The 17,938-nt window shown below is 40.9% G+C and carries 17 protein-coding genes; 1 reads left to right on the forward strand and 16 read right to left on the reverse strand.

Annotated elements, in window-relative coordinates; all coding sequences use genetic code 11:
* Nucleotides 1–7 precede the first annotated feature (7 nt).
* From smc to M3226_RS09875, 12 genes are all read right to left on the reverse strand, one after another.
* Nucleotides 8–3,574, reverse strand: a complete 3,567-nt coding sequence (gene smc / locus M3226_RS09820; RefSeq protein ID WP_251564833.1) for a chromosome segregation protein SMC — start codon at nt 3,572–3,574, stop codon at nt 8–10.
* 53 nt (nt 3,575–3,627) lie between these two features.
* Nucleotides 3,628–4,365 (reverse strand): ribonuclease III, encoded by a 738-nt coding sequence (gene rnc / locus M3226_RS09825; protein WP_251564835.1) that lies wholly within the window; start codon nt 4,363–4,365, stop codon nt 3,628–3,630.
* A gap of 283 nt (nt 4,366–4,648) precedes the next feature.
* Complete coding sequence (gene acpP, locus M3226_RS09830; RefSeq protein WP_098528750.1) at nt 4,649–4,882, reverse strand: acyl carrier protein; 234 nt, start codon at nt 4,880–4,882, stop codon at nt 4,649–4,651.
* Nucleotides 4,883–5,152: 270 nt separating this feature from the next.
* Nucleotides 5,153–5,896, reverse strand: a complete 744-nt coding sequence (gene fabG / locus M3226_RS09835) for a 3-oxoacyl-[acyl-carrier-protein] reductase (RefSeq protein ID WP_251564837.1) — start codon at nt 5,894–5,896, stop codon at nt 5,153–5,155.
* A complete protein-coding gene (gene fabD / locus M3226_RS09840; RefSeq protein ID WP_251564839.1) occupies nt 5,893–6,840 on the reverse strand; it encodes an ACP S-malonyltransferase in 948 nt (315 codons plus the stop codon). The genes fabG and fabD overlap by 4 nt, the downstream gene beginning before the upstream one ends.
* A 10-nt stretch (nt 6,841–6,850) precedes the next feature.
* On the reverse strand, nt 6,851–7,855 hold the full coding sequence (gene plsX, locus M3226_RS09845; RefSeq protein ID WP_251564841.1) for a phosphate acyltransferase PlsX: 1,005 nt from the start codon (nt 7,853–7,855) through the stop codon (nt 6,851–6,853).
* Nucleotides 7,856–7,868: 13 nt separating this feature from the next.
* Complete coding sequence (gene fapR / locus M3226_RS09850; protein ID WP_251564843.1) at nt 7,869–8,432, reverse strand: transcription factor FapR; 564 nt, start codon at nt 8,430–8,432, stop codon at nt 7,869–7,871.
* 178 nt (nt 8,433–8,610) lie between these two features.
* On the reverse strand, nt 8,611–10,659 hold the full coding sequence (gene recG, locus M3226_RS09855) for an ATP-dependent DNA helicase RecG (protein ID WP_251564845.1): 2,049 nt from the start codon (nt 10,657–10,659) through the stop codon (nt 8,611–8,613).
* Complete coding sequence (sdaAA, locus tag M3226_RS09860) at nt 10,656–11,540, reverse strand: L-serine ammonia-lyase, iron-sulfur-dependent, subunit alpha (protein WP_251564847.1); 885 nt, start codon at nt 11,538–11,540, stop codon at nt 10,656–10,658. The genes recG and sdaAA overlap by 4 nt, the downstream gene beginning before the upstream one ends.
* A gap of 86 nt (nt 11,541–11,626) precedes the next feature.
* Complete coding sequence (gene sdaAB / locus M3226_RS09865; protein ID WP_251564849.1) at nt 11,627–12,289, reverse strand: L-serine ammonia-lyase, iron-sulfur-dependent subunit beta; 663 nt, start codon at nt 12,287–12,289, stop codon at nt 11,627–11,629.
* Between the two features lie 122 nt (nt 12,290–12,411).
* Nucleotides 12,412–14,094 (reverse strand): DAK2 domain-containing protein, encoded by a 1,683-nt coding sequence (locus M3226_RS09870; RefSeq protein ID WP_251564851.1) that lies wholly within the window; start codon nt 14,092–14,094, stop codon nt 12,412–12,414.
* A gap of 15 nt (nt 14,095–14,109) precedes the next feature.
* Complete coding sequence (locus M3226_RS09875) at nt 14,110–14,472, reverse strand: Asp23/Gls24 family envelope stress response protein (protein WP_098528767.1); 363 nt, start codon at nt 14,470–14,472, stop codon at nt 14,110–14,112.
* Between the two features lie 286 nt (nt 14,473–14,758).
* On the opposite strand from M3226_RS09875, the gene rpmB reads away from it, so the two are divergent.
* Nucleotides 14,759–14,947, forward strand: a complete 189-nt coding sequence (gene rpmB / locus M3226_RS09880) for a 50S ribosomal protein L28 (RefSeq protein ID WP_251564853.1) — start codon at nt 14,759–14,761, stop codon at nt 14,945–14,947.
* A gap of 165 nt (nt 14,948–15,112) precedes the next feature.
* On the opposite strand, the gene spoVM is transcribed toward rpmB, so the two are convergent.
* From spoVM to rsgA, 4 genes are all read right to left on the reverse strand, one after another.
* Entirely contained in the window at nt 15,113–15,196 is an 84-nt protein-coding gene (gene spoVM, locus M3226_RS09885) for a stage V sporulation protein SpoVM (protein WP_098528769.1), read from the reverse strand.
* 107 nt (nt 15,197–15,303) lie between these two features.
* Nucleotides 15,304–15,951, reverse strand: coding sequence for a thiamine diphosphokinase (locus M3226_RS09890; protein WP_251564855.1), 648 nt, complete (start codon nt 15,949–15,951; stop codon nt 15,304–15,306).
* A 413-nt stretch (nt 15,952–16,364) separates the two neighbouring features.
* Entirely contained in the window at nt 16,365–17,009 is a 645-nt protein-coding gene (gene rpe, locus M3226_RS09895) for a ribulose-phosphate 3-epimerase (protein ID WP_251564856.1), read from the reverse strand.
* A 1-nt stretch (nt 17,010) separates the two neighbouring features.
* Nucleotides 17,011–17,892 carry a ribosome small subunit-dependent GTPase A gene (gene rsgA / locus M3226_RS09900; protein ID WP_251564858.1) on the reverse strand — a complete coding sequence of 294 codons (882 nt, stop codon included), beginning with the start codon at nt 17,890–17,892 and terminating at the stop codon, nt 17,011–17,013.
* Between the last annotated feature and the right edge of the window lie 46 nt (nt 17,893–17,938).

Raw genomic sequence — 17,938 nt, forward strand, 5'->3', positions numbered from 1 at the left:
CCTTCGATTATGATTCAACTAGTTCTTTTGTTTCCTCCAAACGGACGGATACAAGTTTTGATACACCTGATTCCTGCATGGTTACTCCATACAAGACATCGGCCTCTTCCATCGTACCTTTTCGGTGCGTAATGACAATAAATTGTGTTTCTTTACTATACTTTTTTAAATATTGGCTGAAGCGGTGAACATTGGCCTCATCCAAGGCTGCTTCCACCTCATCAAGAATACAGAATGGAACCGGACGGACTTTTAAAATCGAAAATAACAGGGCAATCGCCGTAAGTGCGCGTTCTCCCCCAGATAAGAGTCCAAGGTTCTGAAGTTTTTTTCCCGGCGGCTGAGCGACAATTTCTACTCCGGTATTTAAGAGATCCTCCGGTTCAGTTAAAACTAAATCAGCCCTTCCGCCGCCAAAAAGAGTTCGGAATGTCGGTTCAAAATGTTCACGAATCCCCTCAAAGGTTTGTTCGAAACGTCTCTTCATTTCTGAATCCATTTCATCAATAACCATATAAAGGGTATCTTTGGCTTCCTGCAAGTCCGTCTTTTGCTCGTTTAAGAATTCATAGCGTTCAGAAACGCGTTCGTATTCTTCAATCGCCCCGAGATTGACATTGCCTAACTCTTCTATCGCCAGCTTGATTAATTTAACCTTTTTTCTCGCTTCCTCGACAGGGATAGTTAATGGGTATTGTTCCTTCGCTCCATCAAATGAAAGGAGGTATTCTTCCCTTAGCTGAGCGAGCCGATTTTCTAGTTCCACATCCAAGCGGTTGATCTTTACCTCTTCATCCTTTAATACGACGATCATCCCTTTATGAAGCCGCTTCAACTCTTTTGCTTCTAATTCCAAATTTTCTAGTGAGTCTTGCATCAACAAGCGTTCTTGTCTTCTTTCCGTGATTAACTTTAAGGTTGCCTCTTTATCCTGTTGCTTTCTTTTGGCAGCTGCTACTAATTGTTCTTCACCTGAGGAACTATTCGACATTTCCGAAGTTAAGAGGTTAAGATCTTCTGTAAAAATGAAATACTTTTGCTCACTCTCTTTTAAATCATCATTTAGCTGCGTCAAGCGTTCTTTTGCATGAGTAAACTGTTCATTCTTTGAGGCAAATACTACCTTCAATTCATTAATTTCATTCGTCAGTGTTTCTTTTGAGCTTAGATCACTTGTTTTTTGTTCTGTTAGTATCGAAATTTGGGCATCTAACTCGGCAATCGTTAGCTTATAAGACTCAAATGCCTCCGCTAACTCCATTTTTCTTTTTAAGAGTGATTCCCTCTCTTCAGTCAACTGCCCTTTTTCAAGGTCATAAAGGGCTAAGCGGTCATTAAGGTTCTTCTCCTGCAGCTCGGACTCACGAAGGTCCCCCTTAACAGATTGCTCCGTTAAGCGTAATGACTCCCCATCTTGCCGGATTTCATCCACTTGCTTTTCAACTTGTTGAACTTTTGCTTTTAACCCCTTAACGGCAGTTTCCAAGCCTGCTGTTTTTTCTTCCATTATGCTGAGCTTGTCTTTTAAAGTTTCAAGCTCCCCTTTTCTCGTTAACAGAGACGTTGATTTTTGCTTAACCGCTCCACCGGTCATCGAACCGCCAGGATTCACGATATCGCCATCTAATGTGACCATTCTGGCGCGGTATTGCAGTATTTTTGCTAATTCATTCGCTCCTTTTAAGTCCCTCGTTATGATGACATTTCCAAGCAGATTATTCATAACCTCAGAATACTTTGGATCAAATTTAACAAGACTTACAGCCGGTCCAATCAAGGAAGGATGGTTTTGAATGGAATAAAGCTGTGTAGATGATAAAGGCCGCCCTTTAATAACACTTAACGGTAAAAATGTAGCCCGTCCATATGAATTTTGTTTCAAATATGCAATGGCCGTCCGGGCATTCTGCTCAGTATCCACCACAATATGTTGAAGTGCGCCGCCAAGGGCTGTTTCTATAGCTGTTTCATAATCCTTTGGAACAGTTACAAGCTCAGCTACCGCTCCTTGAATTCCCTTTAACTTTTGGTCCCGAGCCTTTAAAACCTCTTTTACACCTTGAAAAAAACCTGCAAAGTCTTCTTCCATCTCTTCGAGCATATCTTTTCTAGACTTTGCCTGCTGGAGCAGCTGATAGGCTTGATACAATGTTTTTTCTTGTTTATCGTAATTATTCTTAACATTTTCAAGCTCGCGCTGTCCCTCACGATATGCTACCAACTGACTTGCTAATTTCTTTTGTACTTTTTCTAAGGAAGTAAGAATTTCCCGCTTTTTGCTTTGAGCGGTAAGACGCTCTTCGAGATATTTTTCATTTTCAGCATCAAGACGGGCACCTCTGCGTTCTTGCTGCTCCAATTGCTGATCAATATATTTTATTTCATTTTTTGCACTGGCTTGATCATTTAATAAATCGATATATTCGCTTTTTAGCGCTTCAATTTTTTCTTCGATATTCTCGGAAAATAGAGGCAGCTTCTCTTGCCGCTCTTTTAGTTCGAATTGCAGTTTTTCAACAATAGTTCTTAGTTCCTCTACGGCAACAGCCTGTAATTCCCTATTTTTCTTTAACTGACTAATACGATCTGTTAGCTCTAAAATATTACCTTTTAACTGTTCCTTATTTTGTGCAGCATTCTTTTTCCGTTCCTTGAGGACTTCTTTCCTGCCCTCAAGTTTTTCAAGTTCTTCACTGGCATGTAACAGTACATTCTGCAAGTCAGTGATTGACTCATCCATTGCAGTCATTTTGTCCCTTGTTTCAACAATTGCCGCTTCCTTGACCTGTAATTCCGAGGAAAGCTTTAGTTCTTCCTGTTGGTGCACCTCTAACTGTTTGGAAAGTTGTTCCCAATTTTGGTGAAGGTCTTCGATTTCATAGACCGTTAACGCCACCTCAATCTTTTCAAGCTCTTCTTTTTTCTCTAAAAAGTCTTTTGCCATTGATGCTTGAATTTTTAGCGGCTCAACTTGTCCTTCAAGCTCATGGAGGATATCATTTACACGATTTAAATTATCCTGTGTTTCAAACAGTTTGACTTCTGCCTTTTTCTTGCGGTTCTTATATTTTAAGACTCCTGCAGCTTCTTCAAAGATGGTCCGGCGATCCTCTGCCTTGCTATTTAAAATTTCCTCTACTTTTCCTTGGCTGATAATTGAAAAAGCCTCACGGCCAAGACCGGAATCCATAAATAAATCAATAATATCTTTGAGGCGGCATGACTGTTTATTTATGAAGAAGTCACTATCACCAGAGCGTGAAACCCTTCTAGTCACACTTACCTCATTAAAATCAATCCCTAATCCTTGATCGGTATTGTCTAATGTCAATGTCACTTCTGCAAAATTAAGGGCTTTTCTAGAATCGCTTCCAGCAAAAATAATATCTTCCATCTTGCTGCCTCTTAAAGACTTAGCTGATTGTTCCCCTAATACCCAGCGAATGGCATCGGTAATATTACTTTTGCCGCTCCCATTAGGACCAACTACGGCTGTTACTCCAGGAACAAAATCAACTTCAATGCGTTCAGCAAAAGATTTAAAGCCAATAATGTCCAACCGTTTTAAAAACATTTCGTTATCCTCCCTATGCTGCACGGGGATTTCTCCTGCCAACATTGTCATTTCTAAGTTGTTTTTGTTTTTAATACTTTAAGAGCCATTTCAGCCGCATGCTGTTCTGCTTCTTTCTTGGATTTACCTGATCCCACACCAAGTTCTGCCCCATTAAGGGATACTCGCGATACAAATTCCTTATTATGGGCAGGTCCTTTTTCCTGCAGAACGCGATATTCAATAATTCCAGCTCCATCACGCTGAACGAGCTCTTGTAACTGACTTTTAAAATCCATCACATGAGAAAAAGCACCAGCATTTATTTTAGGAAAAACTACTCTCTCAAGAAATTCGACGACTTTGTCAATTCCTTGATCCAAATATAACGCACCAATGAAGGCTTCAAACACGTCAGCAAGCAGTGCTGGGCGTTCCCTGCCGCCAGTCATCTCTTCCCCTTTACCAAGCAAAATGTATTTACCAAATTCCAGGTCATTTGCAAAGGCTACCAGTGAAGGTTCACAAACGATCGCAGCACGTAGTTTCGTTAATTCTCCTTCAGTCATCGTAGGGTATTTATTAAAAAGGAATTTCGAAACCGTTAATTCGAGGACAGCGTCTCCTAAAAATTCAAGCCTTTCATTATCTTCAAATGGCTTTCTGCGATGCTCATTCACATAGGATGAATGAGTAAATGCTTGTTTTAATAACTTTTCGTTTTCAATCGTCACACCGATTGAAGTTTGAAAATCTTTAAATTGATTTTCTTTTGCGCGATTTGCTTCAATTTCTTTACCGTTCTTGCGCATGAATTTCTCCACCTTGCATCAAATTTACAATCTACTTAATAAGAGTTTAAAAAAGATTTTATGAAAACGCAAAGAAACTTGGCAGATAGTTTGCCAAGTTCTATCATACAGTAAGAAAAGCAAAGGCGCCATGCCCAGGGGCGCAAGGCAAAAACCAGCCGCCCGAAGGTTGCTCTTTAACCTTCTCGGGCGGCTTAGCTTAGACCAAAGAGCCCCTTGGCGCCGTCGCTAGACACAATAAAGCTCCGTTTGAAAACGGAGCTTTTGAATAAATCTAACGGGATTATTTACTGCTATTTATGTAATTAACAGCATCACCAACCGTACTGATTTTTTCAGCATCATCGTCAGAAATTTCCATATCGAACTCATCTTCTAATTCCATTACTAGTTCAACTACATCAAGGGAATCAGCACCAAGATCATCTTTAAATGAAGCTTCAAGCTTAACTTGAGACTCATCAACACCTAAGCGGTCTACGATGATTTTTGTAACACGTTCTAATACCTCTGCCATGCTTGTTCACCTCCCCTCAAGCTATTATAGAGTATTTCCACAAAATAATACATAATCTTTTATAAGAAATTTTTTACCTTGAGAATTGTTCGGCTGCAGTGCCCAGCGACTAGTATACTTCGCCCATCTCCCTACGATAAATCAACACGAAAAATCTGTCGCTCTTCGTGTTGTCTGGCTACAGCGACTAGAGGTTCGGGGTCATAAGCCAATCCGTCAAGAAGGCTCGTCTTATGCCTGTCGCCTCTGGGCAAGACGCTTCCGCTTTTCCTACATAACCATTCCGCCATTAACGTGCAGCGTCTGGCCGGTGATATAGGATGAATCATCTGATGCGATAAAGGCGGTAATTTTTGCGATATCCTTTGGTTCGCCTAACCGAGCGAGAGGAATTTGCTTTAACATTTCTGCCTTTACTTCTTCAGATAATTGGTCTGTCATATCGGTGGTAATAAACCCAGGAGCAATCGCGTTTACAGTAATATTACGTGATGCCAGTTCTTTAGCAGTTGTTTTCGTTAAGCCGATAACACCAGCTTTTGCGGCCACATAGTTGGCCTGACCTGGATTTCCACTTACACCGACAACAGAAGCAATATTAATGATACGACCAACACGCTGCTTCATCATTTGTCTAGTTACGGCTTTTGTACAGAGGAACACACCTTTTAGATTGGTGTTGATGACATCATCCCATTCCTCTTCCTTCATCCTCATTAACAGATTATCTCGGGTAATCCCAGCATTATTAACGAGAATGTCTAGTCTTCCAAAACGGTCTACTGTCTCTTTCACCATTTCTGACACGGCTTCTGTATCGGCTACATTACATTTTACCGCAAAGGCATCTCGGCCAAGGGCCTTAATTTCATCGACTACCTCATTTGCTTTTGCTTCACTGCCTGCAAAATTGACGGCCACATTGGCACCTTGTCTTGCCAGTTCCAAAGCAATTTCTCTGCCGATCCCCCGGGATGCTCCTGTTACAAGAGCAAATTTCCCTGCTAAAGTCATAGTTTTTCCTCCTTTAAAGCGTCCAACACGGTTTGAGCACTCGTTTCATCAGATACCGAATATGTTTTGACTGTCTTGTCAATTTTTTTGATTAAGCCAGAAAGAACCTTCCCAGGTCCAATCTCAATAAATGTATCAACCCCAAGACTGATCATCTTTTCAACGGAGTCTTCCCATAATACCGGGGAGTATAGTTGCTCAATTAACTTATCTTTGATATCTAAACTGGCACTAATCGGTTCGGCCGTAACGTTTGCGATTACAGGGATTTCGGCATTCTTCATTTCAAGACCATCTAACACTTCACGCAATTGATTAGCTGCCGGTTTCATTAAGGTAGAATGGAAAGGTCCGCTTACTTCTAAAGGAAGAACACGTTTTGCCCCTGCTTCTTTCGCTTTCACACCTGCAGCCTCTACACCTTCCCTTGATCCAGAAATAACAATCTGGCCGGGACAGTTTAAGTTGGCTAATGAAACTGGCATACCAGTTGCGCATACTTCTTCTGTTACCTTTTGAAGCGCATCCCGATCCAACCCAAGAACAGCGGCCATGGAACCCTCACCATTTGGTACCGCATGTTCCATAAACTCTCCTCGCTTGCGGACGACGTACACTCCATCTTCAAAAGAAAGCACCCCGGCAGAAACTAAAGCTGTATATTCTCCTAAGCTGTGACCGGCAACAAAATCAGCCTTTACCCCGGATTGTTGAAAGAAGTCTAAGATGGCGATACTGGTTGTAAGCAATGCTGGCTGAGTATTGTACGTCAAAGTCAACTCTTCCTTTGGACCTTCAAAGATTAGATTACTTAAAGGAACGTTCAATCTTTGATCAGCTTTTGAAAAATACTCCATGATTTCCGGATGTTTTTCCGCTAACTCTTTCCCCATTCCTACTGTTTGTGAACCTTGTCCAGGAAAAACAAAGGCTAGTTTACTCATTTTAACACCTCTATTGTTCTAATTTAACAGAATCAGATTCTGCTACTGCTTTTTGAATTAATTGGACTACATTGTTTCCCGCCATTTCCCTTGTCTGTCTGATTGCGCTAAAGATCGCTTGGGCATTGGATGAGCCATGGGCCTTGATAACAGGTGCCTTTAAACCGAATAGGGCAGCACCGCCATACTCTGAATAGTCCATTGTATTTTTTAGCGCCATTAGGTTTGGCTTGAGGACTGCTGCTGCTAGTTTGCTTGTAAAGCTGCTCATCAATGCTGTTTTAAGCATTTTAAACATCGATAGTGCGGTGCCTTCAAGTGTTTTCAACACCATATTACCGGTGAACCCATCGGTTACCACGACGTCTGCAACACCGTCAAGTAAATCACGTGCCTCGACATTGCCGACAAAATTCAAATGCGTATTTTTTAATAAGGTAAAGGTATTTTTTGTGAGCTCATTACCTTTCTTTTCTTCCGTTCCGATATTTAAGAGCCCTACTCTCGGCCGTTCAATACCTCTAACCATTTCACTGTAAATCGAACCCATGATGGCATTTTGAACTAAATGTTCTGGTTTGGCATCGGCATTTGCACCAACATCTAGCAAAAGAAAGCCTTCTCCTCCAATGGTTGGCAATGTAGGTGCAAGGGCTGGTCTGTCAATCCCTTCAATTCGCCCTACAACAAATAGACCGGCTGCCATTAATGCACCCGTATTCCCTGCAGAGATGCAGGCGTCAGCTAACCCATCGGCAACTTGTTTAGCGGTTAATACCATGGAAGAATCCTTTTTTCGGCGAACCGCTCTTACTGGTTCATCCGTTCCAAGTATTATTTCAGTTGTATGTAAACAAGAAATTCTCTCGTGATTTGTTAGTGTTTCTTTGATTTTGTTTTGGTCCCCAACAAGGGTAATATGTATATCCGAAAAGGCCTGAACAGCCTTCATTGCACCTAAAACAATTTCTTTTGGGGCATGATCTCCGCCCATGGCATCGATTGCTATTTTCATGTGTCTCATCCCCTTAATTATTTTTCGAACGGTACATTTCAAATTCTCCGGTAAAAACCAATTCGTTATTCACAAAACTATCTACTTCCACAAACGTTCTCCCCGTATCCTCTATCTTGGTTACCTTTGCTTTGGCAATTACCCGTTCATTTAGATTTACAGAACGTTTAAATTGAATATTCGCTTTGGCCGTTAAGGCCAATTCGTCGTTAATGACAGCAACAGCAAGAGAATTCGCCTGAGCAAAAACGTGATGTCCGCGCGCAATATTATTGCGCTTGAACACATGTTCTTTTTTTACATCAAAAATAGAAATGGCGTTATGGTCTAGTTCCATATGTATAATTTCACCAATTACTTCTTCTAATGGTAAGGAACGGACTTCATCATCAAACCGTTTCTCGGCAACGTTTTTAATTCGTTCACGCAGTTCCGGAATGGATAACTCTAACCGATCAAGACGGATCGTTTGAACACTCACTTGAAATTTTTCAGCTAAATCCTCATCTGTAATAAAAGGATTTTCTTTAATGGTTGTAGTTAATAATTGTTGGCGTTCTTTTTTGCTTCTTCTCATGATTTTTTCACACCGTCCGAGCTCTTATGACTAGGTACTATGAGTAGTATAAAATTTAAAAAGACAGATTGCAAGATTAAATTTAAAAGAATTACGGAAGTGCCCGGTTTACGTCAGGTGAAATACGAGTTGCCGGGCACTGAATAGACGGATTGAAAGTGATGGGGATTTTTACTATTTAATCTAGTTTTTCCCCTTCTAACACGCCTGATTCCTTTATTTTATTTCGCAAATATTGATATTCTGGGTCTGTCCAAAAAAAATCTGAACTGATCAGCATGCTTGCATCACTTCTGGCTGTTTCAAGTGCGCGATAATCATGTACCATATCAGCCACCTTAAACTCTGGAACTCCACTTTGTTTTTTCCCAAAGAAGTCCCCAGGCCCTCTTAGCTCTAAATCCTTTTCACTTAAGACAAACCCATCATTTGTTTCAGTCATAATCCGCATCCTTTCTTGGCCTACTTCAGATTTTGGACTTGCCAAAAGTACGCAATATGACTGAGCACTCCCACGTCCAACACGGCCGCGCAGCTGATGCAACTGCGAAAGACCGAATCGCTCCGCATCATAAATGACCATAATGGTGGCATTAGGAACATTTACTCCCACCTCGACAACAGTTGTGGAAACAAGGACTTGTACTTCATTTTCACTAAATGCCTTCATCACCGAATCTTTTTCCTCTGATGATAAACGGCCATGCATGAGCCCAACTTTAAAGTTGTTTTGAAAAAAGTGACTTAACATCGAATGAACATCAATTGCATTTTGCACATCAAGCTTCTCTGACTCCTCAATTAATGGACATATCACATAGGCCTGATGTCCTTTCGTCAATTCTTTTTCAATAAACCCGAGGACGCGTTCTAGCATTTCCGGTTTTGCCCAATAGGTCTCAATTGATTTTCTTCCCGCCGGCATCTCATCAATGATCGACACATCCATTTCTCCAAAAACTGTAATAGCCAGTGTTCGAGGAATTGGAGTTGCTGTCATAAACAGAACATCTGGATTCTCACCCTTTTCCCGCAAAATCCTTCGCTGCTCCACCCCAAAACGGTGCTGCTCGTCTGTAATGACAAACCCGAGTTTATTAAAGTAAACCTCATCTTGGATGAGTGCATGGGTACCGATTAAGATATCGACCTTGCCTTCCTGTAAATCTTGGAGAATTTCACGTCTCTGTTTGCCTTTAATCGAGCTTGTTAATAGTTCGCATCTGACATGAACAGGTTCTAACATATTTTTTAAGGATCCTGCATGCTGCTCAGCTAAAATCTCTGTTGGTACCATTAAGGCCCCCTGATAGCCCGCTGTTACTGTTGCATAGAGTCCAATGGCAGCAACAACCGTTTTACCGGAACCTACATCACCTTGTAGAAGACGATTCATATGGTAGGGTGATTTTAAATCTGCTAATATCTCATTAACAACCTTCTTTTGGGCATTGGTTAATGGGAATGGAAGACTATTAATTAGCTCCATTAATTTATCCAAGTCATATTTTTGCTTGATCCCTGGCGAATGCTCTCGTTCAAATTTCCGTAGTGCTTGCATTTTCAATTGAAACAATAGAAATTCTTCATATACAAAGCGCCTTCTTGCTTGCTTAACTTCTTCTGGACTATTTGGAAAGTGCATGATTTTAAGTGCATCCCGTTTGCCCATCAGACGATATCTTTTCAAGAAAGTTTCCGGAAGAGTTTCTTCTATCTCCTGCCCATATTGTTGAAAGGCAAGGTGAATAAATTTCCTCATCCCTTTTGTTGTGACCTTACCTCTTAAGGAGTAGACAGGTTCATAGTCGGTTGACTTCGTGTTATATCCCATTTGCATTTCATTTGCAGTAATGGTTTGCCGATGTGCATCCCATTTGCCAGTGACAGTAATAGTTTCATTCATATGGATCTTACTTTTTAAATAGGGCTGATTAAAGAAAACTACCTTTATCAGGTAAGACCCAACAAAAAGCCTAAAGGTCAACTTTGACTTCTTCTTGCCAAAATAGTTAAGAGAAGGCTCACTATGAACCTTCCCTTCCACTGTCACTTTCTCATCATGCTGCACTTCGGCTAGGTCTTTAAGCGAATAATCTTCATATCGGTACGGAAAGTATTCTAATAAATCACGGATTGTATAAATCCTCATTTCCGCAAAGGATTCTGCCGTTTCTTCCCCAATTCCTTTTAACGCGGTTATTGATTGATTAAGTTCTGAACTCACTTTACTTTGAGCGGTATACCGAAGATCTTAGCCTCTAGTTCACGACCTGTCGGTGTAGCCGCCAACCCTCCCTGCGCTGTTTCTTTTAAGGCAGTCGGCATTGATTGGCCGATTCTATACATAGCATCAATTACTTCATCACATGGAATACGGCTTGTAATTCCAGCTAACGCCATATCCGCTGCTACCATGGCATTGGCTGCACCCATCGCATTCCGTTTCACACAAGGAACTTCCACAAGACCGGCAACAGGATCACAGACCAATCCAAGCATGTTCTTTAAGGTAATGGCCATTGCCTCTGCACACTGATTTGGTGATCCGCCCGCCATTTCTACAATTGCTGCAGCTGCCATTCCTGCTGCGGAACCAACCTCTGCTTGACAACCCCCAGCTGCTCCTGAAATCGACGCATTATTAGCGACAACAAATCCAAATGCACCTGCGGTAAATAAAAATGCAATCATTTGCTCTCTAGTTGGATTGAGTTTCCTTTTCACAGCGAATAAGGTACCCGGTACAACTCCTGCTGAACCAGCAGTTGGAGTTGCACAAATGGTTCCCATTGCTGCATTTACTTCATTTGTCGCAACCGCTTTACTTACTGCATCAAGAATAGTTTCACCAGACAAAAAATTTCCTTTTTCAATATATTTTTGAAGAAGGACAGCATCACCGCCGGTTAAACCTGAGTGTGAGGTTACTCCTTTTAAGCCTCTCTCCACTGCTTGCTCCATGACGGTTAAGTTCCGATCCATAAAAGAAAGGACCTCTTCTCTTGTTTTGCCTGTAACCTTCACTTCTTGCTCAATCATGATTTCGGATATTTTTTTATTTTGGCTAATGGCCAATTCTACTAATTCAGCGACATTACGAAACACAAACCTTCCCCCCTCTTAATGTTCTAGCTGCTGTGCCTGTGGGTTCAGGGCAATAAGCCCCCGTTCAAGGCACTCCCTATTTCGTATCATTCCACAATTTTTGTTACTTTTAATATGTTCGGAAGCTGTTCTAGCTCTGTAAGAATCTTGTTATCAATATTTTGATCTACTTCGATCGTCATTAGGGCCATCTTGCCAACATCTTTACGGGCGACTTCCATATGGCCGATATTCAGTTCATATTTGGCAAGGATTTGAGCCACACTTGCTATCGCTCCAAAACGGTCATTATGAACAACTAAAATAGCTGGATGATTTCCTGAAAGCTTTAATTCAAATCCATTTAGCTCAATAATTTCAATTTTCCCGCCACCGATTGATATCCCTACCAATTCCAACTCACCATGTTGATCCCCAATAATGATTCTTGCTGTGTTTGGGTGATCTGTCACTGCCTCTTCTTCTATAAAACGAAGTTTCATCCCTTTTTGTTTTGCGAGATCGATCGCATGAATAATTCTTGTATCATCTGTATCAAAATCAAGTAAGCCACCTACTATGGCTACATCTGTACCATGTCCTTTATAGGTTTTAGCAAATGAGCCGTATAAAGAAATGTTAGCCCATTTGGGTTCTCTGCCAAATAAGCTTCTAGCCACTCTTCCGATTCTGGCTGCCCCAGCTGTATGAGAACTAGATGGTCCAATCATAACTGGACCAATGATATCGAACACACTTCTATATTTCATTAGGTTTCTCTCCTTAGTGTAGTTCTATCTTTATATTACGGTATCCAGAGGAATTTGTTTGAAAATTTTTAAACATAAAAAAGAAGGGAAAGACAAAGTCCCCCTTCTATTTTAGCTGTTTCTTATTCAATTGAAAAGATATATGAATATAATGGTTGTCCACCATCATGAATTTCAATTTCCACATCTTCATAGTTTTCTTCAACGAAAGAAGTTAGTTTCGCTACTTCTTCCTCTGTCACATCTTCACCGTAGATAATGGTAAGAATTTCAGAGTCCTCATCAAGCATCTCAGCTAATAGGTCTTGAGACACTTTCCCTTTATCTTTGTTTTTGACGACAATTTTCCCCTCTGAGATTCCCATGAAATCGTCTTTTTCAATTTCTAAGCCATCAATAGAGGTATCACGAACAGCAAATGTGATTTGCCCGGATTTGACATGATTTAACGCTTCCTTCATGGCCGCTTCATTGTCATCAACGGCTGCAGAAGGATTAAAGGCTAAGAGAGCTGATAACCCTTGCGGTACTGTCTTAGAAGGAATGACAAAGATTTCTTCATCGGCAACATCCTTTGCTTGTTCAGCCGCCATGATGATGTTTTTGTTGTTTGGTAAAATGAATACCTTTTTCGCATGGACATCTTTAACCGCTTTCACGATATCCTCTGTACTTGGGTTCATCGTCTGCCCGCCTTCGATGACAGCATGTGCTCCAATACTCCGGAACAACTCAGCAATTCCTGAACCCATTGATACAGTAACAATCCCATATTCCTGGATTTCTTTTGTTGCCTGGCTAGCTGCAGATTTCGCTGCCACATGTGTGTCACCAACAATATTTGTATGCTGCTGACGCATGTTTTCAATTTTCATGTTAATCAAATTACCATACCGCTGACCATAGGTTAATACTTCACCTGGCTGTTCCGAATGGATGTGGACTTTTACAACATCTTCATCGGCAATTACCAATAAGGAGTCACCATATTTACTTAAATCATCGCGGAAAATACCTTCGTCAAACGGATGTTTAGCCACCTTCTCCTGCTCAAAACGAACCATGAATTCAGTACAATAACCAAACACAATATCTTCTGTGTTAATGTGTCCTTGAATACTTTTATGGTGTTCTGCACTAACTAACTCCGACATGGAAGGAATCAAGTCCGATGATTCCGGCAGACTTTCGCCCTTTAATTGTGCTAAGAAGCCTTCATATACAAAAACAAGTCCTTGTCCGCCACTATCAACAACGCCTACTTGTTTTAAGACAGGAAGCAAATCTGGTGTGCGCTTAAGGGATGCTTTTGCTTCTTTTAACACTTCTTCCATAATATAGATAATATCTTCTGACTTTTGAGCTGCCGTAACGGCACTCTTAGCCGAATCCTTTGCAACCGTTAAAATGGTCCCCTCGACAGGCTTCATGACAGCCTTATAAGCTGTTTCCACACCTGATTCTAAGGCATGAGCAAAATCACTTCCAGAAATGACGGCTTTAGACTCCACTGCCTTTGAGAAGCCACGGAATAATTGCGAGAGAATAACCCCGGAATTTCCACGTGCTCCCATTAACAAACCTTTTGAAAGAGCTGCTCCTACTTTACCAATATGGTCGTGGCTATTATTTTTTACTTCCTTGGCCCCAGAGGTCATCGATAAATTCATATTAGTACCAGTATCACCATCGGGGACAGGAAAAACGTTTAATGCATCAACCATTTTGGCGTTTGCAGACAAATGATTGGCACCCTGGATCACCATCTCGGCGAAACGTTTTCCATCTAATGCAGTTATTGACACAAACTTTCCTCCTCACTACGGGTTCGTCACACGAACTCCCTGAACGTAAATATTAACCGAGTCAACGGCAAGTCCAACTGTCTGATCGAGGGTGTATTTAACCTTTGATTGCACGTTGTGGGCAATTTCGGAAATTTTCGTTCCATAGCTGACAATAATGTACATATCAATATGTAATGCCTCGTTTTCTTGGCGTACAATCACACCACGAGTAAAGTTTTCTTTACGTAGTATTTCCGTGATTCCATCTTTAATTTGGTTTTTAGAGGCCATTCCGACGATTCCATAGCATTCAATTGCTGCTCCTCCGGCAATTGTTGCAATTACTTCATTTGAAATATCAATTTGTCCGTACTTTGTTTTTAATTCAATGGACATGAATCGTTCCCCCTTTGGATAATTGCTCTTTGACTACAGTCATTTTACTATAGTCACTGAAATAATGAAAGCCATACTTGGATGATACAAGAACAGCCTTTTACAGATACCTATGTCAAGGATTTTTTCTTGAAAGGTTTGTACACAACTATTGCAATCAATTTGGTTGTGTGATAAATTATTAAGGTATCTCAAGTCTAGAAAATTTTTATACAATTTTCTATATCCAAATGAACATCTAATAGATGCTGTTCTAAGCTTTTGGTAGTTAAGGAGGGAAATCATAATGCCACGTAAATGTGTAGTAACTGGAAAGAAAACAACAACTGGTAACACACGTTCACACGCTATGAACGCTAACAAGCGTACATGGGGTGCTAACCTACAAAAAGTACGTATTCTTGTTGACGGAAAGCCTAAGCGTGTTTGGGTTTCTGCAAGAGCGTTAAGATCTGGTAAAGTAGAACGCGTATAAAACATGCGAGCATCCATTTATTGGATGCTTTTTGTTTTTGGCAAAATTGTACTTTATTATTTATGAACAAAAAAGAACAATTTAAAACGATGCTTTTTAGTATTACCTGAAATACAAATAAAAAGCACCCAATCTGAAGGGTGCCCATAATTTGAAGGTCTGTATCTATTCGCCTTTTTTAAATGCCCCAATCATTGCCCGGACAAGTCCGCCTAAGAATTTCGGCAGTTTAATTGTATAAAATTTCATACTGTCCCTCCTCACAAATCTACCACAGCTTATTTTAAAGCCACTTTTTCCGCACGCCCCTACATAGTATTCAAACGAACGAAAACAGTACCATATTGAAGTGCATATTAATCGTTACTTCTTATCACTATTAATATGCCTTTGGAAAATGAAAAAGTACCATAATCACTAATAAGTTCATTACTAATACATAGTGTGGAACCAAGGTAGATATGACGGTTTTTAAGTGGAAATTTAAAGCCTTCCAGCGTGAGATCAGTAACATCAAGGGTTAGAGGGACAAACGAAATATATTTTTTTGAAGCCATTTTTTTAATTTTATAGTGTCCGGCCTCTTTTAAAAAAACAATATTCTTTTCATCAACTATGTAAACGTTGACAGGGTTATTTGTTTTAATCGGATTCAGCAGCAATTGGACATTGGCAAGCAAATGATCAAGCCTTCCGCCCGTTGCACCAAACAGATGGATACGTTCGGGCTTTTGTTCAAGTGCCCAATTGAGGGCAAGTTCCATATCGGTTTCATCTTTTTCCGGTTTATATCTTTTTATGCCGGTTACTTGATGTTCAATTACTGATAATTCTTCTTCACTAACAGAATCAAAATCTCCAAATGCCTTTTCCGGGATAATGTTTCGGTTAAGCAGGTGAAAAACCCCCCTGTCAACCCCTACCCAGATTGTCTCATCTCCTTGATAACTGCTTAAATCAGGGAGTAACTCTTCCGGTCCCCCTGCAAGTATATTGATAATCATCAAACATTCCCCTTTACATAAGAAAAGTACAAGCGCCTTGGTCAGCCCCGATATAGGGCGACTTGTTGACTGGCCGTCGAAAGCAGGGTCAAAGACTAGCCGCCCTTAATGCGTACAGAAAGCGATAGCTTTGACTGTAGCCAAGCATAAGACGAGCCGGCCGAAAGGTTGTTTTTTAACCTTTTGGACGGATTGACCTAAATGTGGAGGCGACTGCCCTGGGACTCTAGGCTAAGACGGCCCCTGCAAGAAGGCGTTTTTTCCTTCTTCAGGGGATGGCTAGACTTGCGTCCCAAGGAGCCGCAACTGGATAAGCTGTAGACCATCGAGGGGCTAGGCGCTGGAGCTAGACAATTTTCAAAGTCAATTACCTTATCTATTTATAAGAAAAAGCCAGCTTTGTAAGCCTGGCTTTACCCTCTTAGTTGTGAAATGGCCTGCTTATAGTCCTTTTGATTGTAGACAGCAGAACCGGCCACAAGAACAGTGGCACCCGCTTCGATGCATTGTCTTGCCGTTTCTGGATTGACACCGCCATCAATCTCAATCTCAACTGACAGCCCTTTTTGCTCCGCCATTTCCTTAACCTTTCTTATTTTCGGAAGTACTTCAGGTATAAAGGTTTGCCCCCCAAAGCCTGGATTAACTGACATTAATAACACCATATCAATGTCCCCGATAATATGTTGTATTGACTCGACAGGAGTGGCTGGGTTTAGGACGACACCAGCCTTAACCCCAAATGATTTGATATTTTGAATTGTCCGGTGCAGATGGCGGCACGCCTCGACATGCACAGTAATATAATTTGCTCCTGCCTTAGCAAAAGTCTCAATATAGTGATCGGGATTTTCGATCATCAGATGGACATCCAGCGGCAGCTTGGTAACTGGTCGGACAGCCTCTACAATAAGTGGGCCAATCGTTATATTTGGTACAAAGTGGCCATCCATCACATCAATATGGATATAATCCGCTCCTGCTTGATCAACAGCAATAATTTCTTCCCCCAACTTTGAAAAATCGGCTGAAAGTATAGAAGGTGCTATTTTCACCATGTTAATACCTCGGCTTTCTATCTTTAATTTCCTGCAAAAAATCCTCATAATGCTTATACCGGTAGGACGGAATTTCACCTGATTCAACAGCTGCCTTTACCCCGCATTTAGGCTCAGTCACATGCAGGCAGCCACGGAATTTACAATTTTCACTCGCTCTTTGAATCTCTGGAAAGCAAGAGGCTAAGTCTTCCACTTCAATATTATTGAACTCTAAGGAACTAAAGCCTGGAGTATCAGCAATGAGTCCATTTCCAACCTTAATAAGCTCAACATGTCTAGTCGTATGTTTTCCTCTGCCAAGGTGTGAAGAAATATCATTTGTTTTTAATTCTAGATCAGGCCTTAACACGTTCAACAATGATGATTTCCCGACACCTGATTGCCCGGCAAAAACTGAAATCTTGTTTTCGATATGCGGATTTAGCAGTTCAATTCCTACTTCTGTTTCAGATGAGGTTAGAATTACCTCATATCCTGCAGCCCTATATTGGTCTGCATATTCAACAATCTTCTCATTTTCTTCTTTATTGGTGAGGTCCATCTTGGTAATACAGATTAATGGTTCTATGGCGTTAAACTCCACCAAGACAAGAAAACGATCTAAAAGCACGGTGCTAAAATCTGGTTCGACCGCTGAAAAGACAAGGATTGCTTGTTCCACATTGGCAATCGGCGGACGAACCAATTCATTTTTACGTTCTTTTACTTCTAAAATATAACCTTCTAAGTCATTTTCAGCTTGAAAAACAACTTCATCACCAACTAGCGGGGTGATCTTGTTCTTCCTAAAAACGCCACGGCCGCGGCATTGAATTAGTTTGTCATCATGAAGAACATAATAAAAACCGCTTAAAGCTTTGACAATTTTCCCTTCAGGCATAGCTACACTCCTTGCCCCTTTACTTACCAAATAATTAATTTCTTCC

The sequence above is a fragment of the Neobacillus cucumis genome (assembly GCF_023715505.1).